A 26,496-nucleotide genomic window follows, 5' to 3' on the forward strand; every position below is an offset into this window, starting at 1 on the left:
GGCCCGTGCCCCGAGCGCACCACCGTGTACGACCCCAGGATGGGACCATGCCGAACCCCTCCCGGCTGCGTGCCGTTGCCCTGACCGCCACCGTCATCCTGCTGTCCGCCACGCTGGCGGGCTGCGGTGGCGACTCCAAGCACGAGGATCCGACGGCCCAGAAGCTGAGCTGGAAGGACTGCCCGGCCCCGTCCGAGTCGGAGGGCGGCGGTGCCGCTCCGTCGCCGCTGCCGAACGGCACCAAGTGGCAGTGCGCCACCATGAAGGCACCGCTCGACTGGAACAAGCCCAAGGGCGACACGATCGGCATCGCCCTGGTGCGCGCGAAGGCAAGCGGCGACAAGAGCAAGCGGATCGGTTCACTCGTCTTCAACTTCGGCGGCCCCGGCGGCTCGGGCGTCACAACGCTGCCCTCGTTCGGCAACGACTACGCGGCCCTGCGCACCCGCTACGACCTGGTGAGCTTCGACCCGCGCGGAGTGGGCCGCAGCGCCGGCGTCGAGTGCGAGAGCGACTCCCAGCTCGACCAGTACTTCCAGCAGGACGCGACCCCGGACACCGCGGCCGAGCGCACCAAGCTCCTGGCCAACACCAAGCAGTTCAACGCGGCCTGCGAGAAGAACTCCAAGAAGATGCTCCCCCAGGTGCGCACCACCGACGCGGCCCGCGACATGGACCTGATGCGTCAGGTCCTCGGCGACGACACCCTGCACTACTTCGGCATCTCCTACGGCACCGAACTCGGCGGCGTCTACGCCCACTTGTTCCCCAAGCACGTGGGCCGCGCGGTCTTCGACGCGGTCGTCGACCCCACCCAGAACTCCGAACAGGGCTCCCTGGGACAGGCCAAGGGCTTCCAGCTCGCGCTCGACAACTTCGCCGACGACTGCACGTCGAAGACCACGGACTGTCCGATCGGCGACACCGCGCAGGACGTCAAGGACCGGATCGCGAAGCTGCTCAAGAGCCTCGACAGCAAGCCGATCCCGGGTATCTTCCCGCGTCAGCTGACGCAGACGGCCGCCACGAACGGCATCGCGCAGGCGCTGTACTCGAAGGACTTCTGGGAGTACCTCACCGAGGGCCTCGAACAGGCCTACAGCGGTGACGGCAAGGTCCTCATGGCGTTGTCCGACTCGATGAACGGGCGCAGCGAGAACGGCGAGTACAGCAACATCACCGCGGCGAACATCGCCATCAACTGCGCGGACGACAAGGCGAGATACACCGCCGCAGACGTGGAGGGGAAGCTGCCGGAGTTCCGGGCCGCCTCTCCCCTCTTCGGCGACTTCCTCGCCTGGGGCATGGTCAGCTGCACCGACTGGGCGGTGCCGGGCGCCGCCGACCATCCCGACGTGAGCGCGAACGGGTCGGCGCCGATCCTCGTCGTGGGCAACACCGGTGACCCGGCCACGCCGTACGAAGGGGCGCGGAAGATGGTGGACGCGCTGGGCAGGGGCGTCGCGGTCGAGCTGACGTACAAGGGCCAGGGACACGGCGCGTACGACAGCAAGAACAAGTGCGTGCAGAGCGCGGTGAACGGCTATCTGCTGAACGGGAAAGTCCCGGCGGCCGGCACCGTCTGCTCCTGACCTCACCCCGAAATCCGAGCAAAATCGCAGGTCAGCAGGTTATCCACAGGCAGTCACGGGCTCGGCTCGCGCCGCCTACTATGGCCTGACCGCCTTCCGCGGCGTGACGCGGACGGCCTGCGAGGGGGGAATGCACAATGGCGCGATTCGTACGGTGGACGGCCCTGATGGCCGCCGCCGCACTGCTGACGGCGGGCTGTAGCGGCGGCTCGTCGGGCGACGGCAAGGACGGCGCGGGCGCGGGGGACGCCAAGCCGTCCGCTGCTGGTTCGTCCTCGTCCACCACGGCCGCGCTGCCCGCGTCGCTGACCGGACAGAAGCTGGGCTGGGGACGCTGCAAGGCCACCGCCGACTCGGCCGCGCCGAGCAGTGACTGGCAGTGCGCGACGCTCAAGGTGCCGCTGGACTGGGCGAAGCCGGACGGTTCGACGATCGGGCTCGCGCTGATCCGTTCCAAGTCGACGGGCGGCGACCGCATCGGCTCGCTGCTGTTCAACTTCGGCGGCCCCGGCGGCTCGGGCGTGGACTACATGCCGGCGTACGCCACCACGGTGTCCGCGCTGCACGAGCACTACGACCTGGTGAGCTGGGACCCGCGCGGGGTCGCCGCCAGCGAAGGCGTCCGCTGTCGCAGCGACAAGGCGATCCAGGCCACCGAGGACATCGACGCCACGCCGGACACCCCGGCCGAGGAGAAGGCGTACTTCCAGGACGCCGCCGCCTTCGGCAAGGGCTGCGAGAAAGCCGCCGGGAAGCTGCTGGAACACGTGTCGACGACCGACACGGCCCGCGACATGGACCTGATGCGCCAGGTGCTGGGCGACACGAAGATGCACTACTTCGGCATCTCGTACGGCACCGAACTCGGCGGTGTCTACGCCCACTTGTTCCCGAAGAACGTGGGGCGGCTGATCCTGGACGCGGTGGTCGACCCGAGCGCCGACTCGGTGGGCCATGCGTTGAACCAGACGCGGGGCTTCCAGCGCGCGCTGGACGACTACCTCAAGTCGACTGACCAGGACCCGGCGCAGGGCTCGAAGAAGATCGCGGCCCTGCTGAAGCGGATGGACGCCAAGCCGCTGGAGACCTCGAGCGGGCGGAAGCTGACCGAGACGCTCGCGCTCACCGGCATCGTCCTCCCGCTGTACAGCAAGGAGAGCTGGCCCACCCTCACCAGCGCCCTGAACTCCGCGGAGGGGGGCGACGGTTCGGAGCTGCTGGCGCTCGCCGACGGCTACAACGACCGGGACAGCGCGGGGCACTACGGCACGACAACCCATTCCCAACGGGTCATATCGTGCTTGGACGACAAGCAGCGGCCGACGCCCGCGCAGACGGAGGAGCTGCTGCCGGAGTTCGAGAAGATCTCCCCCGTGTTCGGCGACTTCCTGGGCTGGGACACGGCCGGGTGGTGTCACGACTGGCCGGTGGCCGGGCAGTACGACACCCCGGAGGTCAGCGCGCCCGGTGCGGCGCCGGTCCTGGTGGTCGGCAACACCGGGGACCCGGCGACTCCGTACGAGGGTGCCCGCAAGATGGCCGCCGAGCTGGGCCAGGGCGTCGGTGTGGAGCTCACCTGGAAGGGTGAGGGACACGGGGCGTACGGGAGTGGGAGCGACTGTGTCGACTCGACGGTGGACGCCTATCTGCTGAAGGGGACGGTGCCCAAGGACGGGAAGGTCTGCGCCTCGTAACCGGAGCGACCGGAGCGACCGGAGCGACAGAGACTACGGGGGCGACAGGGACGGCGGAGGCAGCGGAAAGGGGCCCGGCACGTGTGGTGCCGAGCCCCTCCCGGGAAAGCGTGCGTCTAGTAGACGGGCTTGTCCGGCTCGATCTGGTTGACCCAGCCGATCACACCGCCGCCGACGTGGACCGCGTCCGCGAAGCCGGCGGACTTGAGGACCGCGAGGACCTCCGCACTGCGGACACCCGTCTTGCAGTGCAGGACGATCTTCTTGTCCTGCGGGAGGGTCTCCAGGGCGGTGCCCATGAGGAACTCGTTCTTGGGGATCAGCTTGGCGCCGGGGATCGAGACGATCTCGTACTCGTTGACCTCGCGGACATCGATGATCTCGATGTTCTCGCCGTCGTCGATCCATTCCTTGAGCTGCTTGGGAGTGATCGTCGAACCGGCGGCCGCCTCCTGTGCCTCCTCGGAGACGACTCCGCAGAAGGCCTCGTAGTCGATGAGCTCGGTGACGGTCGGGTTCTCCCCGCAGACCGCGCAGTTGGGGTCCTTGCGGACCTTGACCTGGCGGTACTGCATCTCCAGGGCGTCGTAGATCATCAGGCGGCCGACGAGCGGGTCGCCGACGCCGGTGAGGACCTTGATCGCCTCGGTGACCTGGATGGAGCCGATGGACGCGCACAGCACGCCCAGGACGCCGCCCTCGGCGCAGGAGGGGACCATGCCGGGGGGCGGGGGCTCCGGGTAGAGGCAGCGGTAGCAGGGGCCGTGCTCGGACCAGAAGACGGAGGCCTGGCCGTCGAAGCGGTAGATCGAACCCCACACGTACGGCTTGTTCAGCAGGACGGCCGCGTCGTTGACCAGGTAGCGGGTCGCGAAGTTGTCCGTGCCGTCGACGATCAGGTCGTACTCGCGGAAGATGTCCAGCACGTTCTCGGCCTCGAGCCGCTCCTCGTGCAGGACCACGTTCACGTACGGGTTGATGCCCAGCACGGAGTCGCGCGCCGACTCGGCCTTGGAGCGGCCGATGTCGGCCTGGCTGTGGATGATCTGGCGCTGGAGGTTCGACTCGTCGACCTCGTCGAACTCCACGATGCCGAGCGTGCCCACGCCCGCCGCGGCCAGGTACATCAGCGCCGGCGAGCCCAGACCGCCGGCGCCCACACAGAGCACCTTGGCGTTCTTCAGCCGCTTCTGCCCGTCCATGCCCACGTCGGGAATGATCAGGTGGCGGGAGTACCTGCGGACCTCGTCTACGGTGAGCTCGGCAGCCGGCTCGACCAGGGGTGGCAGCGACACGGGGACTCCGTTGGTCGGTCAATCACTACAGTTGTTCTCCCCGTAACACTGCCATGCCCTTCTTCATTCCGAGACACCCGTTCCGATCCGCGAGACGATCTCGTCCCAGTAGCCGGGCATGGTCTCCCAGGGGTCGGTGCGGCCGCCGTGATCGGTGCGGTCGGTGAAGTAGATGGTCGAGGCGCCCTGCCAGCGGGCTATGCGCAGCGCCTCGTCGAGATGGCCGCGCGGGACGCCGTGCACGAAGTGGCAGAACCGCTCGGGCGGGTAGTCGGCGGTCCACTCGGCCACCTGCGACCAGCGGTAGTCGCTCCAGGGCCCGGAGAAGGTCACCAACTGGTCGGCGCACTCGGCGTATCCGGGGTACGGATGAGTTCCGTGCCCCAGGACGATGTGGGCGCCGTCCCGGAGCTCGCGGAGCGCGGTGACCGTGCGGCGGGTCTCCGGGAGTTGGGCGCGTTCGGTGGGGCAGCGCTCCAGGAGGAAGCCGTCGACGCGGTACCAGTCGCGGTAGCGGTGCGCCTCGGAGACCAGATCGCCGAAGGCACGGGCGCCGTGGGCTACGTCGAGGTGGCCGAGGACCCGGACGCCCGCGTTGCTCAGCCGCCCGGCCGCCTCCAGGCAGTGCGGGTCGGGGCGGTCCCCCGGGCCGGAGGAGACGTTGAGGACGACCCAGTGCAAGGGGGTCCCGGGGCGGGTGAGTTCGCCCCATTCGGCCGGGGCGACGAGGGGGTGCGCGTAGCCGGGGACGCCGAAGCCGGTGCGGACACCGGTGCTCGTGGTGCCCGGGGTCGTACTGGTCAGATGCGGCATGCCGCCTCCATCCAGATGTCGGCGAGGGACTCCTCCAGGTTGATCCGGGGCCGCCAGCCGAGCCGGTCGCGCGCGGTGCGCACATCGGCCTGCTGCCAGCTCCCGCAGCCGTCCGGGTACGGGTACGCGACCGGGGCCGCGTGGTCGGGGTCGGTGCGGGGGTGGCCGATGGCTGCGCGCAACGGGCCGGGAGGGCCGTCGAGTTCGTGCAGCGCGCCGCCGTATCCGGCGACCCGGGCGAGGACCGCGGCGGCGTCGCGCAGCCGGACCGCGCGGCCGGAGCCGATGTTGATGACGCCCTGCGCGGCGGAGAGCGAGGCGGCGTGCACGGCGCGGGCCACGTCCCGTACGTCGACGAAGTCGCGCTGTGCGCCGAGGCCGCCAAGCTTGAGTTCGCCGTCGCCGGACTGCATGGCCCGGCGCATGGCCTCGGCGAGCCGGCCGAGCGGGGAGCCCGCGGGGGTGCCCGGCCCCGCGGGTGAGAAGACGCGCAGCACCACGGCGTCGAGACCGGAGCCCAGGACCAGTTCGGTGGCGGCGAGTTTGCTGACGCCGTACGGGCCGCCGGGGCGGGGTACGGCGTCCTCGGCCGTGGAGGAACCGGGCTGGCTCGGGCCGTACTCCGCGCCGCACCCGATCTGCACCAGCCGGGCCCCGCAGCCGCTGCGGCGCAGGGCCTCGCAGACGGTGGCGACGGCGACGGTGTTGTGGCGGGTGAGTTCGCGGGCGCCGCCTCTGGTGGCACCGGCGCAGTTGATGACGACTCCGGGGTGGACGGCGTCCAGGAAGCGGGTGAGCGCTCCGGGGCTGCCGGTCGCGAGGTCGAAGCGGACGTCGGCGTCGTCGCCGCGGCCGAGCGCGGTGAGCTGGACGGCCGGGTCGGCGAGCAGGCGGTCGGCGACGAAGCGGCCGAGGTAGCCGTTGGCTCCGATCAGCAGGACCCTCATCGGACGGCTCCCCGGGCCGACTCTCCGGATCGGGAGGTGATCATCTGGTGTTCTCCTTCACAGGGTGATGCGGTTGCCTCCGGCGGTGGGGCCGGGCGCCTGCGACGGGGCGACGGCTCTGCCCGGTGCGGGGCACGGCCGGTCACCGCGGCTCGTTCGTCGGCGCGTGCGCGGAGGCTCTGGTCAGCGTGCGGGTGGTGTGGAACAGGAGGATCAGGGCGGCTCCTCCGCAGGCCAGGGCGGGGATGCCGCCGGGGCCCAGGGAGTCCAGGACGGTTTCGACCGGGGTGGCCAGGAAGCCGCAGCCGGGGAGCCGTCCGATGAGATCGACGGCCAGGGCGGTTCCCTCCGTCACGGCCGCCGCGCCGAGGGCGACGGTCGGGGCGTGGGTGAAACCGTGGACGGTGAGGAGGCGGGCGAGGAGCAACAGGGCACCCAGGGTGATCCCTTGGGCGTACGCGGCGGGCTCGTCCAGGGCCGCGCCGCAGAGCGCGAGGAGGGCGGTCAGGGCACACACGAACAAGGCGAACGTGCCGAGCAGCAGCGGCTGCGCGGAGTCGGCGAAGTCCTCGAGCCCACGGCTGGTCGCGAGTTTGCGGCGGGCGCGCACGGCGAAGTGGTGCGCGCACCAGGCCGCGGGGGCGCAGGCCAGGGTGAGGGCGAGGACCGGCGCGGTGGCCGTGGGCCAGAGGCCGCCCGCGAGGCCGGTCGGCAGCCCGTCGGGGCCACCGTCGTCGGTGCCGCGGAGCAGTCCGTCGCCGAGGAGGGCGTAGGCGAGGAGCCAGTACGTCCACAGGCGGGTGCCGGGGGGTGTGCGCCACGCGTGCGTGCCGGGCGGGTTGCTCAAGGGGCCGCGGCTGAGGGCGACGCGCACACCGAGGGCCACCGCGAGCACGCCGACGACGGCCACCGTCAGCCGCAGCCGACCGTCCGTGAGCCGTACACCGGTGACGGTCGCCGCGCAGAGGACTCCGGGCAGCAGGGCGAGTAAGGCCCAGGTCGCTCGGGGCGCCGGTTCGGTGACGGGGCCGGCGTGCGCGGGCGCCGCGTCGTCGCGGGGCACGCGGGCGTACATCTCCTCGGCGAGCGAGAACACGTCCCGGTGCCGGAAGCGCGCGGCGGTCCGATCGGTGACACCGTGCGCCTCAAGGCCCGCCGCGATCTCCAGGGGGTCGACGGCCCGTTCGCACAGCTCACGGTGACGGTGCATCAGCGCCTTCACGGGGTCGGCGGCACCACGCCGGGCGGGGGTGGCGGGCTTGCGGTCGACCGCGCGGGGAGCGGGTGCGTGCGCCGTGCCGGGGTGTGGTTGCCCCGGGTCGGCCGAGGGGCGGGGGGCGCGTGGGGCGGGGGTGGTCAGGGCGTCGGCGTTGATGCCCTGGCCGACGACTGACGGAGCTTTGGCGAGATCCACGGCCGTACGCACATCACCGGCATCCGGCCCGGCAGCCGACGAGGCCTCGGCAAGGCCGACGGCGGGACGGACGGCATCGGCATCCGGCCCGACGTTCGGCAGGGCTTCGCCGAGGTCCAGGGCCGTGCGCACATAACCGGCATCCGGCCCGGCGTCCGGCAGGGCTTCGGCGAGATCCACGGCGGCACGGGCATCACCGGCGTCTTGGCCAGCGGTCGACAAGGCCTCGGCAAGGTCCACGGCAACAGGCACATCACCGGCGTTCGGCCCGGCGCCCGGCCCACCAACCGGCCGAGCTTCAGCACGGGCGACGGCACCACGCACGTCATCGCTGCCGTGCTGCCCCGCTGCCGACGGCTCGCCCGGCGCCGCCGCCTCCGTGCCCGTCTCCGTCTCCGCCTGCGCCTCTCGATTCCCTTCGAGCCACTGCTCCGACCGCGCATCCCACGCGTCGGCGCTGCCGGGCGTCCCGGGGCGGTCGAGTTCGCCGAGGCCGCTCATCGGGCTGCCTCCGTGGCGGGGAGGGGAGGTGTGGCGCGTACCGGTGCTCCTGTCGCCCAGGTGGGGCCGCCGCGGGCCACGACGCGGGCCATGGGGCCGGTCCAGCGGCCGGGCACGTGGCCCTCGGCGGGGGCCGCGAAGGGGAGGGGTTCGCCCGCCTCGTCGAGGACGACCCGGCGGACCGGTGAGTGCGAGACGATCTCCAGGTAAATGCCGTGAAATGCCGCGATGTTCTGCTCGACGGTGAACAGTTCGAGCGCGCGGGCGCGTGCGGCGGCACCCAGCCGCTCGCGGCGCTCCGGATCGCGCAACAGGCTCACGCACGCCTCCGCGAGCGCCCGCGGATTGCGCGGGGGTACGACGAGTCCCGTGCCGCCGATGACCTCGACGACCGCGCCGACGTCCGTGGACACGGTCGCCCGGCCGCAGAACATGGCCTCGACCAGGCCGACCGGGAAGCCCTCGACGACGCTCGACAGGACGATCACCGTGCCGGCCGCGTACGCCTCGGCGAGCGTCGGGGCCTCCGGGCCGCCGATCTCCTCGAAGGACACCGGGTTGTCGCCGACCGCGTGCACGCCCTCGGCCTCGTCGGGGAAGAGCTGGGCGGCCAGCGCCCGGCAGTGGCCGAGGTACGCCTGGCCCTCGGCGCCGGAGGGAGCGCCGACGATCCGCAGCCGCGCCTTCGGCTCCTCCTTGCGGATCTCCGCGAAGGCGTGCAGCAGGGAGATCAGGTCCTTGGCGGGTTCGATCCGGCCGACCCACACCAGCGTGTCCGGGTCCGCGCCGTCGGGCGCCTCGCCCACCTCCGCGAAGCGGGTCGCCTCCATGCCGGGGTGGACCGTGCGCAGTTTCGTGCGGTCGGCGCCGCAGCGTTCCTGCCAGCGCCGGGTGTGGCCGTTGCCCGGGGTGATCAACTCGGCCTGCCGGTAGATCTCGGCGGCCAGCCTGCCGTGGAAGGCGGCGAGCAGCGCCCGTACGGCGGGCGGGGCGTCGGCGGAGGCCAGGTAGTGCGTGCGCAGCTGCACGCCGTACTCGGTCACCAGCAGCGGTACGCCCGCGAAGTGGCGGGCGAGCAGCCCGGGCAGGGCCGCGGTGCCGCCGGCCGTCGCGTGGCAGAGGTCCACGGAGCCGAGGGCGTCGTCCTCGTACCAGTCGAGGGAGAGCGGGCGCAGGGCTCGTTCCAAGTGGGCGGCGACGGTGAGGAGTTCGGGTACGCGCGCCTCGCGGGCGGTGCGGAGTGCGCCGGGCGCGCGACAGGCGCGTTCGAGCGTGCGTACGGCGCTCTCGGAGCGCAGCGCGCCGACGAGTCCGCCCTCGTCGCGGGCGAGTTCCGCGAGCCCGTAGAGCGCGTTGGCGAAACGGTCCGCCACATCGGCGGAGGGCGCCCCCTGCTCGCCCTGCGCCCCTTCCGAAGGCTCCGCGACCCGGCCGTCGCCCGCGCACAGCACGGCCGCCAACTCCTCGTAGCACTCGGCGAACCGCCGGCGTGCGCGGCGCCCGAGGGTCACCCCGTCGTCCTCGGCGCTCCACAGCGGCGCGGTGCGCACCCGGCTGACCTGGGGCGGCAGTTCGAGCCAGCCCTCGCGCTCCTGGCGCTCGCTGCGGCTGAGCGCGTAGATGTCGAACTGGTGCTGCCCGAGCCCGCGTACGAGCCGGTCGCACCAGAGCCTGGCGTCACCGCTCACATACGGATAGCCACCCTCCGTAAGGAGTCCTATGCGCACGGGTACACCCCCGATCTCCCATATGGGGAGCCGCCGTCGACCCGGCGGCTCGCAGCGGGACGAACGTATGCGGACAAGGCGGTGGCGCGACGGACGGTTGTCCATCGCGCCACCAAAAGGGGTGAACAGGCGTAACTTTCCCGTGCGGGTCGCGTTCGGTCGCGCTAAGAGATCAGTCGCGCACGGAACGTCAGGCCGTTGACGTGCCGTCGCTACGGCGCCGTAGCGACGTGTCGGTCACGTCGTCGCGAGGGGACCGTACCGTCGTGAGGACGGCACCGTCCCGTCGTCGCCACGCGACCGTCACGTCGTCGCCAACTCCCGCCTGGCCGCTCTGCGTCGCGCCGCGACCTGGGGATCGAGGGCCGGTACGGCGGCCAGGAGCTGCTTCGTGTACGGGTCCTTGGGCGCGTCGTAGACCTCGTCTGCGGGGCCTTGTTCAACGATCCTCCCGCGGCGCATCACCGCGACCCGGTCGCTGACCTGGCGGACGACGGCGAGGTCGTGGGCGACGAACACGAGCGCGAGGCCCAGTTCGCGCTGGAGTTCGCCGAGCAGGGCGACGACCTGGGCCTGTGTGGTGACGTCGAGCGCGGAGACCGGCTCGTCGCACACGATCACGCGCGGGTCGGCCGCGAGCGCCCGTGCGATGCCCACGCGCTGGCGCTGGCCCCCGCTGAACTCGTGCGGGTAGCGGTCGTAGTGCGCCGCTTCGAGCCCCACGCGCTCCAGGAGTTCGCGTACGCGCCCCCGGATGCTCTCCTCGTCGAGTTCGCCCCGCGCGCGAAGCGGGTCGGCGATCGACTCGCCCACGCTGCGGCGGGGGTTGAGGGAGGAGACGGGGTCCTGGAAGACCATCTGGACGTCGGGGCGGACCCCTCCGCCTGGCTTGATCTCGCCGGCCGTCGGCTCCAGGAGCCCGACCAGCATCCGGCCCAGTGTCGTCTTGCCGCTGCCGCTCTCGCCGACGATGCCGAGGGTCTCGCCCCGGTGGATGGTCAGCGACACGTCGTCCACAGCGGCGAACGCCCGCTTCCCGCGACCGAATTCACGCCGCAGGCCCGTTGCCTCCAGGACGACCTCCTCGGGCGCCGAGGGCGCCGCCGAGCGGGCGCGCGGGGCGTCCACGCGCGGGACCGCGCCGAGCAGGTCTCGGGTGTACGCCTCGGCCGGCGCCCCGAGCACGGTGTCCACCGGCCCGTGTTCGACGGCGCGCCCGTGCCGCATGACGAGGATCTCGTCGACGCTCTCGGCGGCGACACCCACGTCGTGCGTGACGAGCAGCAGCCCGAGGCCGGTCTCCTCGCGCAGCGTGTGCAGCAGGTCGAGGATCTGCGCCTGGACGGTCACGTCCAGTGCCGTCGTGGGCTCGTCGGCGATCAGGAGGTCCGGTTCGCAGGCGAGCGCCATCGCGATGAGGGCGCGCTGCCGCATGCCGCCGCTGAACTCGTGCGGACGCGAACGGGACCGCCGTACCGCGTCCGGAATTCCGACGCGTTCCAGGACGTCGACGGCACGCGCGCGTGCGGCCCGACGGGACACGCGCGTGTGGACGCGGTAGACCTCGGCTATCTGGTCGCCGATCGCGTAGTACGGGTCCAGGGACGACAGCGGGTCCTGGAAGACCATCGCGGCCTTGCCGCCGCGCAGCCGCCGCAGCTCCGCGTCGGACGCCTCCTGTACGTCGGTGCCGGCCAAGCGGACCGAGCCTCCGACGTCGGCGCCCGTGCCGCGGTGCAGCCCCAACAGGGCCGAGGCGACCGTGGACTTGCCCGAGCCCGACTCGCCGACCAGGCCGAGGGCGGCGCCCTTCTCCAGCGTGAAGGAGAGGCCGTCGACGGCCCGCAGGGAGCCGAACGCGACCGTCAGGTCGGTGACGTGCACCAGGGCATCCGCCGAGGCGTTGGTCGAGCCGTCCAGCGAACTCATGCGAGCACCACCCGTCGGTCGGCCACCGCGTACAGCACGTCCGCGACGGCGTTGGCGATGACCACGAAGAAGCCGATGACCAGGACCATGCCGACGACCACCGGCAGATCGACGACATTGACGGCGTGGACGAGTTCCTGTCCGATGCCGGGCAGTCCGAAGAGCGTCTCGGTGAGGACCGCGCCGCCGACCGCCGAACCGACGTTGTTGGCGTTGAGCGCGATGACCGGCGCGAGCGCCCCGCGCAGCGCGTGCCGCCCGATGATGGACCGCTCGCCGACGCCGTACGCGCGGAAGGTGCGGATGTGGTCCTCGGCGAGGGTCTCCAGCATCGACGCCCGGGTGAGCCGGGCGAACGTGGCGGCCTCGATGAGGGCCAGCGACAGCCAGGGCAGGAGCAGGTTCCAGGCCCACTGTTCGGGGTCGTCGGTGAGGCTGACGTACTGCGGGAAGGGCAGCAGTTCCAGCTGTCCGCAGACGACGATCATCAGGACGAGGCCGATCACGAACACCGGGGTGGCGACGCCCGCGAGGGTGATGCCGGTCAGCAGGCGCTCGGTGAACCGGCCGCGCCGCCAGGCGGACAGGATGCCCGTGCCGACGCCGAGGATCAGCCACAGGACCATCGCGCCGAACACCAGGGACAGGCTGACCGGCAGCTTCGACAGGATCAGCTGGGTGACCTGCCGGTCGCCCTGGTACGACTGGCCGAGGCAGGGCGCCGCGCAGTGCTCGACCGAGGTGCCCGTCGAGTAGTCCGTGCCGACGAGGATGCCCTGGAGGAAGTGCCAGTAGCGGAGGTACAGCGGGTCGTCGAGCCTCAACTGCTGGGCGACCTGGTGCACTTGCTCCGGGGAGCAGCGCGGACCGCAGGTGATCTGGGCGACGTTGCCGGGAGTGGCGTAAAAGACCACGTAGATGATCACCGAGATGGCGAGCAGGGTGATCACGGTGCCGATGGCCCGGCGCAGGACGAAGCCTCCGAAGCCGCTCATGCCGGGTCCTCCTTCTTGCCGCGCGCCTCGGTCGACGTGATGTTGTTGATGCTCGCCTCGGTCGACGTGACGTTGTTGACGCTCGTGTCGGTCGACTTGATCGTGTTGACTCCCACGTCGGCCGACTTGACGTCATTGACGCCCGCGTCGGATGTCTTGACGGCCTTGACGCTCGGGTCAACCGTTGATCGACCGGACTTCGCGTCCGCCTTCGCCTCGCGCTTGCGCCCGGTGCCGACGCGCAGGCGGGATGCCGCGCGGGGGTCGAGGGCGGTGCGGACGCCGTCGCCGAGGACGGTCAGGGAGAGCACGGTGACGAACAGGGCGCCGGCGGGCAGCAGCAGGTACTGCGGCGCGGCCTGGTACCAGACGTCGGCGGCGGTGAGCATCTGTCCCCAGGAGGGCGTCGGCGGCTTCACGCCGACGCCGAGGAAGGACAGGGCCGCCTCGGCGCTGATGTTCATCGGGAAGAGGAGCGCGGAGTACGTGATGACGGGCGCGGCCAGGCCGGGCAGCAGTTCGCGGCGGGCGATGCGCCAGGTGCCCCAGCCGCTGAGCCGGGCGGCGGCGACGTAGTCGAGTTCCTTGAGGGTCAGGGTCTGGGCGCGCACGATCTTCGCGACGTTGCCCCAGGCGATCAGGCCGATGACCAGGGCGACCAGCAGGGGGCGCGGAAAGCTGTCGGGGACGATCGCGAGCAGCGCCAACGACATGATCATCAACGGCATCGCCACGATGATGTCGGTGACCCGGCTCAACAGTTGATCAACCCATCGGCTCCCGAGCCCGGCGGCGACGCCGATCACGACACCGACGAAGACCTGGACGACGGTCGCCCCCAGCGCGACGCCCAGGGAGACCCGGGCGCCGTAGGCGAGCCGGGCGAACAGGTCGCGCCCGGTCTGCGGTTCGATGCCGAGCCAGTGGTCGCCGGTGATGCCCCCGAAGGAGCCGGTCGGCACACCGCCGCGCGCGGAGTCGATGAGCGAGGGGTGGTAGGTGAACGGGTCCTGGCCCTCGATGGCGGTGAGCAGCGGCGCGGCGAGCGCGACCAGGACGAGCAGGGCGACGACGGCCGCCGCGACGAGGGCGGCGCGCTGCGCTCGCAGCCGCCGCCAGAACTGACGGGCCCCCGAGACCGCCGGGACGGAGATGTCCGTCCCGGCGGTCTGGGAGGCGACAAGTGCCTCGCTCATGGGGTTACTTGACCGCGACCTGGGAGATGTCCAGGACGCCGGTCCAGTCGCTGATGACGACGTTCTTGATGTCCTTGCCGACCAGTCGCTTGTAGACGGGGTGGAACAGCGGCACGGTCAGGGCCTGCTCGCCGATCTTCTTGTCCAGTGCGCCCCACCGCTTGGCGGCCTCGTCAAGATTCGTCAACTTGTTGATCGAGTCAATCTCGTCATTGACGGACTTGTCGTTGAGCAGGCCGGTGTTGAAGTTGGCGCCGTCCTTGACGATCTGACGGCCGTCGAAGATCGGGGCGAGGAAGGGACCGCCGGAGGGCCAGTCGGCACCCCAGTGGGCGAGGAAGAAGCCCGGCTCGGTCTTGACGCTGTGGATCTTGTCCTTGTAGTCGTTGCTCTCCAGGCCCTGGAGCTTGACGGTGATGCCGGCCTTCTTGAGCGCGTCCTGGATCGCGGTCGCGATCTCCGGGCTGGTCTCGAAGTCCTTGTCGTTGGAGTGCGTCAGGGTGACGGTGACCCCCTTCGGGTAACCGGCCTCCTTCAGCAGTTCCTTGGCCTTCGCCGCGTTGCCGGACGCGCCCGCCGGGAACAGGTCGTAGGGGTCGTAGCCGAAGGACTTCTGGTTCGGCAGGAAGGTGGTCGCGGCCTCGGCCAGGGACGAACCGCCCGCCGCGTTCACCACGGACGACCGGTCGATGGCGTACGAGATCGCCTGGCGCACCTTGACGTTGTTGAACGGCGCGACCTTGGGGTTGAACGCGATGTAGTTCGTGTAACCGAAGTGCCCGGTGCCGACGCGTGCCGCCAGCGCCTTGTCGCCGGTCACCTTGGCCAGCTCCGCGGGACCGAGGTTCGTGTCCGTCGTGACGGCGGCGGCGTCCGCACCCTGGGACGCGGAGAGCCGCTGGTTGATCACGGACGAGTCGAGCCCGGACTTGACGTCGATCTTGTCCGGGTAGGCCTTGCGTTCGGCGTCCGTCGCGGTGGACCAGTACGTGTTGCGCTCCAGGACGATCGTCTCACCGTCGTTCTGGTTGCTGACGACCTTGTACGGCCCCGAGGAGATCGGGTGCTGCTCGTACTTCGTCCCCGTGTCCTTCGCCTTCGGGACGGGCGTGAACTGCGTCTGCGTGGCGAGGTAGGGGAACTCGCCCTCGGGCTTGTTCAGATGGAAGACGATGGTCCGGCTGTCCGGGGTCTCGATCGCGCTGAGCCCCTTCTTGTCCTTGTAGGGCCCCTGGTAGTCGGCCGCGCCGACCAGCCAGTCCCGCAAGTAGGGTGCGCCGCCGGAGAGTTCGGGGGCGAAGGAGCGCTCGATGCCGTACTTGATGTCGGCCGAGGTGATCGCCGTACCGTCCTCGTACTTGAGGCCCTTCTTCAGGGTGTACGTCCACTCGGTCGCGTCCTTGTTGGGGCGCCCGGTGTCGGTGGCGAGGTCCGGGACGACCTTGGCGCCGGCCGCGCCGTTCTCGCGGTTGCGGGTGGTGAGGGTGCGGAAGACGAGGGAGGGGACGTTGCCGCCGCCTGACGTATACAGGCGGGCGGGGTCGAAGTCCTCCTGGGGCTGCGAGTTCAGCACCGTGAGCGTGCCGCCCTTGTGCGGCGTGGAGTCTCCACCGGAGCCCTTGGCATCGTTGTCCTTCGGCCCGCAGGCGGCGGCACCCGCTGCCACGGCCAGGCTGACGGATGCCACGGCCACGCGCCGGGCTATGACGGACGGTTGACGCATCGGAATGACGACCTCTCGGGTGACTTTCGAGGGTCTCGCGGGGGTTTCCAGGAGACTTCTCGAATGGTGAGACTGATGGACGAGGAGTGAGACGGGAGTGAACAGCCGTCTGCCCCGGCGTCAGGTCGTCGAGAAATCCCTGCCTGGTTCATCCGGCAAGGGCATGGTGGTGCGGGTCGCGACACGAACGCCAGGGGGCGGTGTTCAGCGACAGAGAATGTCGGCCACGCAGAGCGGGGTCACGCCGATGAGCGCCAGCTCGATGGCGGCGCGGCTCGGGACATGACTAGACCACATGCCCAAAAATATGAAGGAAGTTGCGGCTCGTGTCAATGTGACATAAGCGTCGCCTGTCAACTGCCCGGGTACGGCCAGGGGTTGGCGAGGCAGTGGATGCCGTCATGATCGAGGAACTTGGTCTGCTGCTGCATGACCGGGGCCAACTCGCCGTCCTTGTCGCAGGTGACGTGCCCGTAGCCGAGACGGTGACCAACCTCGTGATTGATCAACATCTGTCGGTACGCGTACATCTTGTCCCCATATGTCGTCGACCCCTGAGCCCATCGATACGCGTTGATCATCACGCGTTCGGTGGCGGCTGAGTCACACGACACATTGTCCTCGGTGGTGTCGAGTCCCGACTTGGCGCACCACGTGGCGGTAGTACCAGGGCTGGCCAAGGTGATGACGAAGTCCGGTTTGCCCGTGTAGATCCGCTCGAAGGTACGGGCGCCGTTGTGGGCCCAACTCCGCTTGTCGTTCAGCGTCTTCTGCACGGCCTCCGCGAAGAGCGTCCCGTCGAGCCCGAGCCCCTTCTCCACATCCACTCGGTACGTGTACTTGCGCCCCTTGCCGGGCGCCTTGTCGACACCCGGCACCGCATCGAACTTGTCCGGCCCCTTGAGCTTCGCGCCGAGCGGGTACTTCTTGGCCATCTTCTCGGCGTACGTCAGCGCCACCAGCCGTGGCGAGCTCGACGGGTCGGCCTGCGCCGAGGCGCTCTCGCGCGCGTCCCGCGCCTGATCGGTCGCCGCCCGCGACTGCACCCCGTCCCCGTTGCCGTCCTTGGCCACCTGCCCGGCCACGACGACGGCCAGCACGGTGGTGACGGCGGCGGCCGCGATACCGGTGTACGTCCGTCCCTTACGGCCCTTCGCGGGCGCGGGCGCGGAGTCCTGCTCGGCAGGGGGCGCGCCGTCGGCGTCGGTCTCGGGCGTCCACTCGGTGACGGAGCCGTACGGGTCGGAGGCGTTCGTCGCGACCGCGCTCCGGGGCGCGAAGACGTCATCCTCCGCCTCGAACGCGTCGACGTACTCCTGCCGGGGACCCCGACCGCCGTGACGGCGTCGCTGGGGTGCGGCTTCAGGGGCCTGGCGCTGACGGGGTATGGGCACCCCGGTTCCCGCCGGGCCGGAGGCCGTACCGGCGCCCGGGACTTGGGACGCACCGGCCCCCGGAGAGCCGCCGCGCGGACCGCCGGCTCCAACACCGGTACGCCCTCTCAACTCACCCCAGGCTCCCCCGGATTCGGGCTGCTCGGGGTGACCGGCGGGGGTGCGGGGGGTGCCGTCGTGCGGCCTCGGGGTGCCGTGGGCCGGGGTCCCCTCGGAGAAGCGAGGGGTTCCATGGGCCGGGGTGCCGTCGGAGAAACGAGGCGTGCCGTGGGCCGGGGTTCCGTCTGAAAAACGAGGCGTGCCGTGGGCCGGGGTCCCGTCAGCTGAACGGGGCATATCCCGCGCGGGGAAACCGTCCGGCAGCCGCGGAAAGCCATGCGCCGGGGTGCCGTCGGAGAAACGGGGTGTGCCGTGCGCCGGGGTGCCGTCGGGCACACGCGGAACACCGCGAGCCGGAGTCCCGTCGGGCAGCCTCGGAAACCCGTGGGCCGGGGTCCCGTCCGGAAGCCGGGGAAAACCATGCGCGGGAGTCCCGTCCCGGAGACCCGACGCACCCTGCACGGGCATGCCGTCAGGCGAACGCGGGCCCCCGCGCGCGGGAGTGCCATCAGGAAGACGCACCCCTCCGGCGTCAGGCCCACCACCAAAGAACCGCGGCGACCCATGAACCGGCGTCACGTCCGGAAAACCCTGCTCCCCTTGAACACGCGGCGTCCCCTGGAAGCGCGGCACGCCGTGAGCGGGGGTGCCATCGGGAAGTCGCGGGCCCCCTTGAACGGGCGGCTGCCCCGGGAAACGCGGAACACCGCGGGCCGGAGTCCCATCCCCAGAACGCGACCCACCCTGCGCGGGCGGCGTCCCTTGGAAGCGCGGCACACCGTGAGCGGGAGTCCCATCCCCGGAACCCATCCCACCCCGCGCGGGCACCGCCTCCTGGACACGCGGTACACCCCGCGCCGGAGTCCCACCCTGAAAACCAGGCACGCCACGGGCAGGCGTTCCGTCGGAAAGTCGAGCCCCCTGCTGACCAGGCACCTCGCCCGAAAGCCGAGGCCGCCGCTGACCAGACGCGTCATCCGGAAGACGCGGCCCTGGCTGACCAGGCGCCCTACCCGAAGGCCGAGCCCCTCGCTGACCAGACAGCGCCGCCCCCTGACCCTCCCGAGAAACCTGCCCCTCCCGAGAAGTCAGCCCCTCACCAGGCCCCTGAGCGCCCTGTCGAGAACCCCGAACGCTCTCCCGGGACCCCTGACCGTCCTGCCGGGAACCCCGAGCTACCTCCCGCTCACCCCGACCGTCCCGCCGAGCGGAATCCCGCGCATCCCCCGCGCCATCCCCCGACCCTGTCCCCATCCCCTCGCCCGCGGAGTCACCCTTCGCAGGGGACCTACGGCGACTATGGCGTCCCACGTCGCCCCTCAACTCCCCGCGTTCGTATCGTCAGCCTTGCCATCGCCCCCGGTGCCGGCACCGGAACCAGTTCCCGCGCCCGCTCCCGCTCCCGCGCCGCCGGCACCCCTCACCGTACTCACCGAACCGCCACCCCGGGACCCTCGCGCCCCACCCCCGCCACCTCGGCCGAAACCGTCCCCCTCAGCCGAACGACGCCCCCTCGGGGAATCCGCACCCACACTCGCCCCGGAATCCGCACCCGCCCGCCCGGAAGAGCCCACCGACTCCTCCCGCTCATCCAACTCCCCCGTGTCCGCGAGCAGTTCACGGAACGCCGTGGCCACCGTCTCGGGATACTCCATCATCGCGACATGCCCCGCGTCCGGCAGGGACAGCAGGCGGGAGTCCCGGAACGCTCGGGCCGCGCGCTGGGCCATGCGGTAGCCGACGAGTTGGTCGCGGCCGCCGTAGACGAGGAGGGTGGGGGCGAGGACGCGTTCGGCCTGGCGCCAGAGCCCGTGTTGGCCGCCCAGGGTGTACGCGTTCACGATGCCCCGGGAAGAGCGGGCCATCACGTCCCAGAAGTACGGGAGTTGGAGGCGTCGCTCCAACTCCTCGACCGCGTAACGGAACGCCTCCGGGGTGACCTGGCCGGGATCGCCGTAGCAGAGGCCGAGGACGCCGCGGACGCGTTGTTCGGCGGTCCACTCCCTGCTGATGCGGGTGAAGAGGGCCGCGATGCCGGGGACGCCGAGCAGTGCCGTGGGCAGGGCCGAGCGCTGGACGCGGATCTCCGGGAGGGCCGGGGAGATCAGCGTGAGCGTGCGGACCAGGTCCGGGCGGACCGCGGCCACGCGCGTGCTGATCGCGCCGCCGAGCGAGTTGCCGAAGAGGTGCACCGGGCCGCGCCCGGCCGCGTCGAGGTAACGGATGACCGCGCGCGCGTGCCCGGTGACGGAGTAGTCGCCGTCGTCCGGGGGCGGGGAGTCGCCGAAGCCCGGCAGATCGAGGGCCTCGCTGTCGACCTGGCCGTCCAGCTCGGCCATGAGCTGCGACCAGTTCTGCGAGGAACCGCCGAGTCCGTGGACGTAGAGCGCGGGCGGGAGGCCTTCGCGCGCCGGTGGCCTGGACCGCACGGTCAGTGTGATCCCCGGCAGCCCGACCGACCTGAGCCGCTCCCCCTCGCCGACCCTGACGGGCGCCACCTTGGGGAGCACGCTGGCGGCCGACGCGGTAGGCAGCTCTGTCGAAGACATGCGCCAATGTTACGAGACGATCACGCAGTGGCTCATGTGTTCGCCATCACAGGCCAGGTCACGCCCCCTCGTCACCCCGTCCGGGCCCCGCATGGCATGGCGTACGGATCAGGTGTCTCCTACGCTCGTAACAGGGCACCCGTACAGAGACGTAACGACGTATCCGGTCCAGGAAGGGAGCCCGCCATGGCCGTCGACCCCACAGATCCCGAGACCTTCGCGGACGAGAACGCCACCCCCGAGCTCGATGTCGAGGCCCCCGAGGACGACGCCGCCGAGCAGTCGGCCGACGTGACACCGGACGGCGGCGATCCACTCACCGCTGTGGACCCGGACTCCGTGGGCGAGGCCGACGTAGCCGATGTCATCGAACAGGCGCGGGTCGTCTCCCAGGATGAGGACGACTATCGCTGACGGTCCTGGTCGTCACCGCGGTCACCGCCCTTATGGAGGGCCGAAAACGGGCGGTGAACCGCGCACCTCTGCCCGCTCCATCCACCTTCGAAACACTTTGCGCCGCTTTCCCCGCCGTCCGGTCCGTGAAATTCTGCGCTCGCACCGCGCACACCACGGTTACCGAAAAGTACGATGGCCGCGCGGCGCTCACCGCATGAGGACGACTTTGGGAGGCGGCGTGACAGCCATCGAGCAGACAGAGGCGGCGCGCCCGCGGGGCACGCGCCTGCCGCGCCGTGCCCGACGGAACCAGCTGCTGGGCGCCGCCCAGGAGGTTTTCGTCGCACAGGGGTACCACGCGGCCGCGATGGACGACATCGCCGAGCGCGCCGGCGTCAGCAAGCCCGTGCTCTACCAGCACTTCCCGGGCAAGCTCGACCTCTACCTCGCCCTTCTCGACCAGCACTGCGAGTCGCTGATCCAGGCGGTGCAGACCGCGCTCGCGTCGACGTCGGACAACAAGCAGCGCGTCCGCGCGACCATGGACGCGTACTTCGCCTACGTCGAGGACGACGGCGGCGCCTTCCGGCTGGTCTTCGAGTCGGACCTGACGAACGAGCCCGCCGTGCGCGCTCGCGTCGACAAGGTGACCAACGAGTGCGCCGAGGCGATCTGCGACGTCATCGCCGAGGACACCGGTCTGTCGCGCGCCGAGTCGATGCTGCTGGCCTCGGGTCTCGGCGGTCTCGCCCAGGTCGTCGCCCGTTCCTGGCTGCACAGCGACCGCAGCGTCCCGCGCGACCAGGCGGTCCAGCTGCTGGCCTCGCTGGCGTGGCGCGGCATCGCCGGTTTCCCGCTGCACGGCAGCGAACAGCACCACTGACCGCCGTAGGCCCGGATTTGTTCCCGGGGACTGTTCGCTCCTGGCGTTCTCGCGCGGAACATGGACGTCCCCTCGCCGGGCTAGTGTGTGCTGCGTACGGCGCGGATGATCGCGCACTTTGCTGACCGGAGGGACATAGCCGTGGAGGTCAAGATCGGCGTGCTGCACACGCCTCGCGAGATCGTTCTGGAGACCGGTCAGAGCGCCGAAGAGGTCGAGCAGGCCGTGGCCGAGGCGCTGACCGGGAAGTCTCCGCTGCTGAGCCTGGTGGACGAGCACGGACGCAAGGTCCTCGTCCCCGCCGACCGGCTCGCCTATGTCGAGCTCGGCGAGGCGGCCCCGCGCAAGGTGGGCTTCGGCGCGCTGTAGTCGCGAACGGACGAGGGGCCCGGTGACCGTCAAGGTCACCGGGCCCCTCGTGTTTCCACCGCTGCGCCCATCGGTTTTCCACCTGTGTGCCCATCGGCCTTTTCGCCACAGATGGAGCACAAGTCCCCCACAGGGGAGGATTGCATTCCGCAGGTCACGGGTATGACGGGCTACGAACGCGTTACGCAGGCCGACCGTGGGAGGGACCCCCGTGATGATCCTGGAAGCGCTCGGCTCCGCTGTGCTGGGTGTGCTGCTCGCCTGGGCCGCCACTCACCGGCTCGCACAGCGTCTGCCGACCCGCCCCCTGGTGTTCTCGACGGGTGTCGCGGGAGCCCTCTTCGGTGACTTCGTCACCCACAGCGCGCTGGGCCCGGGCAGCGGACTGCCGAGCCTGCTGGGCGCGGCGGTCGTCTCGGCGGCCTCGCTCTCCCTGCTGCTGCGCCCGGCGCGACGACTCCGGGGGCGGTCCGCCCCCGCGTGACCACGCTTACGCGGCGAGCCCCAGAGCGGCCATCCGCTTGGTGTGCGCCTCGGTGATCCGGGAGAACATCCGGCCCACCTCCGCGAGGTCGAACCCGTCCGCCACGCCCCCGACGAGCATCGTGGACAGCGCGTCCCGGTCGGCCACCACCCGCTGCGACTGCGACAGCGCCTCACCCATCAACCGCCGTGCCCACAGGGCGAGTCGGCCCCCCACACGCGGGTCGGCGTCGATCGCCGCGCGTACCTTTTCCACGGCGAAGCTGGCGTGCCCCGTGTCGTCGAGGACGCCGAGCACGAGCAGCCGGGAGTCCTTGTCGAGGCGGGCGGCGACCTCGCGGTAGAAGTCACTGGCGATCGAGTCGCCGACGTACGCCTTGACGAGCCCCTCCAGCCAGTCCGAGGGCGCCGTCTGCCGGTGGAAGCCGTCGAGCGCGGCGACGAACGGCTGCATCGCGTCGGTCGGCTCCGCGCCGATCTCCGTGAGCCGGTCCCTGAGCTGCTCGAAGTGGTGGAACTCGGCCGAGGCCATCTTCGCCAGCTCCGCCTTGTCGGCGAGCGTCGGCGCAAGCTTCGCGTCCTCCGCGAGCCGCTCGAACGCCGCCAGCTCGCCGTACGCGAGCGCGCCGAGCAGGTCCACGACCGCGTTGCGGTACTGCGGGTCGGCGGAGGCCGTGGCCCAGTCCTGGGCGGCGACTCCGGTGGGTTCGGCGGGCGCTTCGGAGGCGTTGTCAGCGGTCGTCATGAAGCGCACAATAGCCCGCTCACAGCACGGCGGAAGTCCCTGGTCAATCAGTGTGACGACGACTACGTGACCAAATCGGCCAACGCATGTGCGTGATTCCGGGGTATGGTGGTAATGCGCCCGCCGAGTATTCGCCGGGCCGCACGAATGAGGATGCCCGGTCGGTGGCCCGATCGGCTCCGACCCGACAGCCCTCCTCACCCGTACGGCACGCCGCGTACGGAGGTCGGAGGGGGACCCTCAGCGGTTCGAGCGCTAGAGCGTCGGCGGTGGTCCCGTGCAGTACGGCTTGCCCTCACGGGTTGTCCGTAAGGCAGCCGACGTCCCGGCACGGTCCTGACACGACCCCCGCGCTCGCCTCGCACCGCGCACACAGAAGAGGCAGCACCCTGACTACTTTCCGAGAGCTCGGAATCCTTCCCGAGACCGCTGAGGCCCTTGAGGCCGTCGGTATCGTCTCCCCCTTCCCGATCCAGGAGATGACGCTCCCCGTCGCCCTTTCCGGCACGGACGTCATCGGCCAGGCCAAGACCGGCACCGGCAAGACGCTCGGCTTCGGCCTCCCGCTCCTCGAGCGCGTGACCGTCCCCGCCGACGTCGAGGCCGGCCGCGCCAAGCCCGAGCAGCTGACCGACGCCCCGCAGGCGCTCGTCGTCGTGCCCACCCGCGAGCTGTGCACGCAGGTCACGAACGACCTGCTGACCGCGGGCAAGGTGCGTAACGTCCGCGTCCTCGCCATCTACGGCGGCCGGGCCTACGAGCCGCAGGTCGAGGCGCTCCGCAAGGGCGTCGACGTCGTCGTCGGCACCCCGGGCCGTCTGCTCGACCTCGCCGGCCAGAAGAAGCTCGACCTCAAGCACATCAGGTCGCTCGTCCTGGACGAGGCCGACGAGATGCTCGACCTGGGCTTCCTGCCCGACGTCGAGAAGATCATCAACTTCCTGCCGGCCCGCCGTCAGACGATGCTGTTCTCGGCGACCATGCCGGGCGCGGTCATCGGTCTCGCGCGCCGCTACATGACGCAGCCCACGCACATCCGCGCCACGTCGCCGGACGACGAGGGCACGACGGTCGCGAACACCAAGCAGTTCGTCTACCGCGCGCACAACATGGACAAGCCCGAGCTGGTCGCCCGCATCCTTCAGGCGGAGGGCCGGGGCCTGGTCATGGTCTTCTGCCGTACGAAGCGCACGGCGGCCGACCTCGCCGACCAGCTCCAGCAGCGCGGTTTCGCCTCCGGCGCGGTCCACGGCGACCTCGGCCAGGGCGCCCGCGAGCAGGCGCTGCGCGCGTTCCGCAACGGCAAGGTGGACGTGCTCGTCTGCACCGACGTCGCCGCGCGCGGTATCGACGTCGAGGGCGTCACGCACGTCATCAACTACCAGTCCCCCGAGGACGAGAAGACCTACCTGCACCGCATCGGCCGCACCGGCCGCGCGGGCGCCAAGGGCATCGCGGTCACGCTCGTCGACTGGGACGACATCCCGCGCTGGCAGCTCATCAACAAGGCACTGGACCTCAAGTTCAACGACCCGCCGGAGACGTACTCCACCTCCCCGCACTTCTTCGAGGAGATGAACATCCCGGCCGGCACCAAGGGTGTCCTGCCCCGCTCGGAGCGCACGCGCGCCGGGCTGGCGGCGGAGGAGGTCGAGGACCTCGGCGAGACCGGCGGCCGTGGCGGTCCGCGCGGCCGGGGCGGTCGTGGTGGCCGTGACGGCGGCGGGCGTGACGGTGGCAGGGGCGGTCGTGACAACGGCCGTGGCCACACCCGCGACGAGTCCCGCTCCGACGACACCGAGCGCGCCGCGCGCACCCCGCGCCGCCGCCGTCGTACCCGCAACGGCACCCCGATGGAAGCGACTTCAGCGGCTACGGCCGTGACGCCCACGCCGGAGGAGACCGCGCTGGCCCCCTCCGAGGAGACGGCGGGACGCACCCCGCGCCGCCGTCGCCGCACGCGTAACGGAGCGACGGGAGAGCAGCTGCCGGCCACGGCGGTCGCACCCGTGGCCGAGATCGCCGAAAGCGCCGTGGAGAGTGGCGAATCTCCGGCCGCGGACGCCTCTACGGCGACTTCGCGTCGCCGCCGGACGCGGAAGTCGGCGGAGCCGGTGGCCGAGGCCGCGGTGGTGACGCCGGTGGCCGAGACCCCGGTGACCGAAGCGCCGGTGGCCGAGGAGACGAAGCCGCGCCGCCGGACCCGTAAGGCTGCCGAGCCCGTCGTGGCCGAGACCGAGGCCGCCGCGGTGGTCGCTGTCGACACGGCCGAGGCCGTCGAGACCAAGCCGCGCCGGACCAGGGCGCGGAAGACCACGGCGCCGGTCGAGGCGGCCGAGGTCGTGGAAACGGTGGAGGCCGTCGAGGAGACCAAGCCGCGTCGTCGTACGGCGACCCGCAAGGCCGTCGCCGACATCCCCGCGCAGGTCGTCGAGGAGCAGGACAAGCCCCGGCGCCGTACCCGCAAGGTCGCCGAGCCGGTCGTGGAGGCCGTCGAAGCGCCGGTCGTGGCGGAGACCAAGCCGAAGCGGACCCGGAAGACCGCGGCTCCGGCCGAGGTCGTCGCCGTGGACACCGCGGAGGCCGTGGAAGCGAAGCCGCGCCGGACGCGCAAGGCAGCCGTGGCCGTGGAGGCACCCGCCGAGGTCGTCGCCGAGCCGAAGCCCCGTCGCACCCGCAAGACCGCGGCTGCCGCCGAGGCCGCGGTCGACACGGCCGAGGCCGTCGAGGCCAAGCCGCGCCGGACGCGCAAGGCAGCCGTTGCGGCAGAGGCACCGGCCGAGGTCGTCGCCGAGCCGAAGCCCCGCCGCACCCGCAAGACCGCGGTCGCCGCCGAAGCCGCGGTCGACACGGCCGAGGCCGTCGAGACCAAGCCGCGCCGGACCCGCAAGACGGCCGCCACCGCCGAGATCCCGGCACAGGTCACCGAGGAGGCGGACGTCAAGCCGCGTCGTCGTACGACCCGCAAGACCGCCGAGGCCCCGGTCGTCGTGGAGACGCCGGAGACCACCGAGGCCAAGCCGAGGGTCCGCCGCCCGCGCAAGACCGCGGCGACGGCCACGGCGGAGGCAACGGAGAGCTGATCCGCCCCCGGCACTCAGCACAGACACAACGCCGACGGCCCGACCCATACGACATGGGCCGGGCCGTCGGCGTTTTAGGTCCGCTGCGGGCGTCGGCGGTCCCCGTCAGCTGCGGCCGTCGGCGTTCTACGCCCGCTGCGGGCGCCAGCAGTTCCCCTCAGCTGCGGCCGTCGGCGTTCCCCGTCTCCTGGGCGATGCCTTCCTGGCGCTCGCCGCGGTGCTCGCCCTGGCTGGCGGCCACCCGTGCCCTCCGGGTCCGGGCCGCATACCGTCACGCGCGCCCGGGGGACCACCACCGCTTTCGCCGGTCGCCCTCCCCCACCGCGCCCCACCCCAGTCACCGGACAGCCCTGGCGCTCGCTGCTGTGCTCATCCTGACCGGCGGCCCCCTGCTTCCCGCCCGGCCGCATACCGTCACGCGCGCCCAGGGCCACGGCTTTCGCCGCCCGTCCGCCGCTGCGCCCCACCCCAGTCACCCCGGGCGCCCACGTGTGTTCCCCGGCCACCCACTCCGCGCTCCCTCCCGCGACCGCCCGCACCCGCCTCCACGTCCACCGGTATTCACCACCGCGTGTCCCCTGCCGCCTGTCACCGGGCCCCTCCCCTGCAGCCCATCCGGCTCCCCCTGACGCCCGCCGCCGCGCGCACCCCGGGCCCACCACGGCCGTC

At 71.4% G+C, this 26,496-nt stretch carries 20 protein-coding genes; 7 read left to right on the forward strand and 13 right to left on the reverse strand.

The window, feature by feature from the left end; genetic code table 11:
• The first annotated feature begins 47 nt into the window (after window positions 1-47).
• Both ACIRB1_RS28500 and ACIRB1_RS28505 read left to right on the forward strand, forming a co-directional pair.
• Entirely contained in the window at window positions 48-1,592 is a 1,545-nt protein-coding gene (locus tag ACIRB1_RS28500) for an alpha/beta hydrolase (RefSeq protein WP_403467467.1), read from the forward strand.
• Window positions 1,593-1,729: 137 nt separating this feature from the next.
• Complete coding sequence (locus ACIRB1_RS28505) at window positions 1,730-3,286, forward strand: alpha/beta hydrolase (protein WP_403467468.1); 1,557 nt, start codon at window positions 1,730-1,732, stop codon at window positions 3,284-3,286.
• A 116-nt stretch (window positions 3,287-3,402) separates the two neighbouring features.
• Here the strand turns inward: ACIRB1_RS28505 and moeZ are convergent, their stop codons facing one another.
• The 12 genes from moeZ to ACIRB1_RS28565 form a co-directional block, all read right to left on the reverse strand.
• Entirely contained in the window at window positions 3,403-4,581 is a 1,179-nt protein-coding gene (gene moeZ / locus ACIRB1_RS28510; RefSeq protein WP_266772254.1) for an adenylyltransferase/sulfurtransferase MoeZ, read from the reverse strand.
• 63 nt (window positions 4,582-4,644) lie between these two features.
• Window positions 4,645-5,394, reverse strand: coding sequence for a spherulation-specific family 4 protein (locus tag ACIRB1_RS28515; RefSeq protein WP_403467469.1), 750 nt, complete (start codon window positions 5,392-5,394; stop codon window positions 4,645-4,647).
• A complete protein-coding gene (locus ACIRB1_RS28520; protein WP_033282020.1) occupies window positions 5,382-6,341 on the reverse strand; it encodes an NAD(P)-dependent oxidoreductase in 960 nt (319 codons plus the stop codon). Before ACIRB1_RS28520 ends, ACIRB1_RS28515 begins: the two co-directional genes overlap by 13 nt.
• A 142-nt stretch (window positions 6,342-6,483) precedes the next feature.
• Complete coding sequence (locus ACIRB1_RS28525; RefSeq protein WP_403467589.1) at window positions 6,484-7,716, reverse strand: hypothetical protein; 1,233 nt, start codon at window positions 7,714-7,716, stop codon at window positions 6,484-6,486.
• Window positions 7,717-8,252: 536 nt separating this feature from the next.
• Complete coding sequence (locus ACIRB1_RS28530; protein WP_352180730.1) at window positions 8,253-9,983, reverse strand: DUF3492 domain-containing protein; 1,731 nt, start codon at window positions 9,981-9,983, stop codon at window positions 8,253-8,255.
• A gap of 303 nt (window positions 9,984-10,286) precedes the next feature.
• Window positions 10,287-11,912 carry a dipeptide ABC transporter ATP-binding protein gene (locus ACIRB1_RS28535; protein WP_403467470.1) on the reverse strand — a complete coding sequence of 542 codons (1,626 nt, stop codon included), beginning with the start codon at window positions 11,910-11,912 and terminating at the stop codon, window positions 10,287-10,289.
• Window positions 11,909-12,907: an ABC transporter permease gene (locus ACIRB1_RS28540; protein ID WP_352180732.1), complete on the reverse strand. Its 999-nt coding sequence runs from the start codon at window positions 12,905-12,907 to the stop codon at window positions 11,909-11,911. Before ACIRB1_RS28540 ends, ACIRB1_RS28535 begins: the two co-directional genes overlap by 4 nt.
• Window positions 12,904-14,103: an ABC transporter permease gene (locus ACIRB1_RS28545; protein ID WP_403467471.1), complete on the reverse strand. Its 1,200-nt coding sequence runs from the start codon at window positions 14,101-14,103 to the stop codon at window positions 12,904-12,906. Before ACIRB1_RS28545 ends, ACIRB1_RS28540 begins: the two co-directional genes overlap by 4 nt.
• 4 nt (window positions 14,104-14,107) lie before the next feature.
• Complete coding sequence (locus tag ACIRB1_RS28550) at window positions 14,108-15,826, reverse strand: ABC transporter substrate-binding protein (protein WP_403467472.1); 1,719 nt, start codon at window positions 15,824-15,826, stop codon at window positions 14,108-14,110.
• Window positions 15,827-16,030: 204 nt separating this feature from the next.
• Window positions 16,031-16,123 (reverse strand): Ms4533A family Cys-rich leader peptide, encoded by a 93-nt coding sequence (locus ACIRB1_RS28555; RefSeq protein ID WP_352180735.1) that lies wholly within the window; start codon window positions 16,121-16,123, stop codon window positions 16,031-16,033.
• A 56-nt stretch (window positions 16,124-16,179) separates the two neighbouring features.
• Window positions 16,180-17,787: a DUF3152 domain-containing protein gene (locus tag ACIRB1_RS28560; RefSeq protein ID WP_403467473.1), complete on the reverse strand. Its 1,608-nt coding sequence runs from the start codon at window positions 17,785-17,787 to the stop codon at window positions 16,180-16,182.
• Window positions 17,788-18,638: 851 nt separating this feature from the next.
• Window positions 18,639-19,868 (reverse strand): alpha/beta hydrolase, encoded by a 1,230-nt coding sequence (locus ACIRB1_RS28565; protein WP_352180737.1) that lies wholly within the window; start codon window positions 19,866-19,868, stop codon window positions 18,639-18,641.
• Window positions 19,869-20,054: 186 nt separating this feature from the next.
• On the opposite strand from ACIRB1_RS28565, the gene ACIRB1_RS28570 reads away from it, so the two are divergent.
• The 4 genes from ACIRB1_RS28570 to ACIRB1_RS28585 all read left to right on the forward strand — a co-directional run bounded on the left by ACIRB1_RS28570 (window position 20,055) and on the right by ACIRB1_RS28585 (window position 22,000).
• Window positions 20,055-20,282: a hypothetical protein gene (locus tag ACIRB1_RS28570; RefSeq protein WP_352180738.1), complete on the forward strand. Its 228-nt coding sequence runs from the start codon at window positions 20,055-20,057 to the stop codon at window positions 20,280-20,282.
• A gap of 220 nt (window positions 20,283-20,502) precedes the next feature.
• Complete coding sequence (locus ACIRB1_RS28575; RefSeq protein ID WP_328932655.1) at window positions 20,503-21,147, forward strand: TetR/AcrR family transcriptional regulator; 645 nt, start codon at window positions 20,503-20,505, stop codon at window positions 21,145-21,147.
• Window positions 21,148-21,288: 141 nt separating this feature from the next.
• Window positions 21,289-21,516, forward strand: a complete 228-nt coding sequence (locus ACIRB1_RS28580; RefSeq protein ID WP_352180739.1) for a DUF3107 domain-containing protein — start codon at window positions 21,289-21,291, stop codon at window positions 21,514-21,516.
• Between the two features lie 214 nt (window positions 21,517-21,730).
• Complete coding sequence (locus ACIRB1_RS28585) at window positions 21,731-22,000, forward strand: hypothetical protein (RefSeq protein WP_352180740.1); 270 nt, start codon at window positions 21,731-21,733, stop codon at window positions 21,998-22,000.
• Between the two features lie 6 nt (window positions 22,001-22,006).
• Here ACIRB1_RS28585 and ACIRB1_RS28590 read toward each other — a convergent pair whose 3' ends face one another.
• A complete protein-coding gene (locus ACIRB1_RS28590) occupies window positions 22,007-22,744 on the reverse strand; it encodes a ferritin-like fold-containing protein (protein WP_266772237.1) in 738 nt (245 codons plus the stop codon).
• Between the two features lie 479 nt (window positions 22,745-23,223).
• Between ACIRB1_RS28590 and ACIRB1_RS28595 the strand changes: the two genes are divergently transcribed.
• Complete coding sequence (locus ACIRB1_RS28595) at window positions 23,224-25,827, forward strand: DEAD/DEAH box helicase (protein WP_403467474.1); 2,604 nt, start codon at window positions 23,224-23,226, stop codon at window positions 25,825-25,827.
• The last annotated feature ends 669 nt before the right edge of the window (window positions 25,828-26,496 follow it).

The sequence above is a fragment of the Streptomyces sp. NPDC096013 genome, assembly GCF_044763565.1.
Taxonomy (GTDB): Bacteria; Actinomycetota; Actinomycetes; order Streptomycetales; family Streptomycetaceae; genus Streptomyces.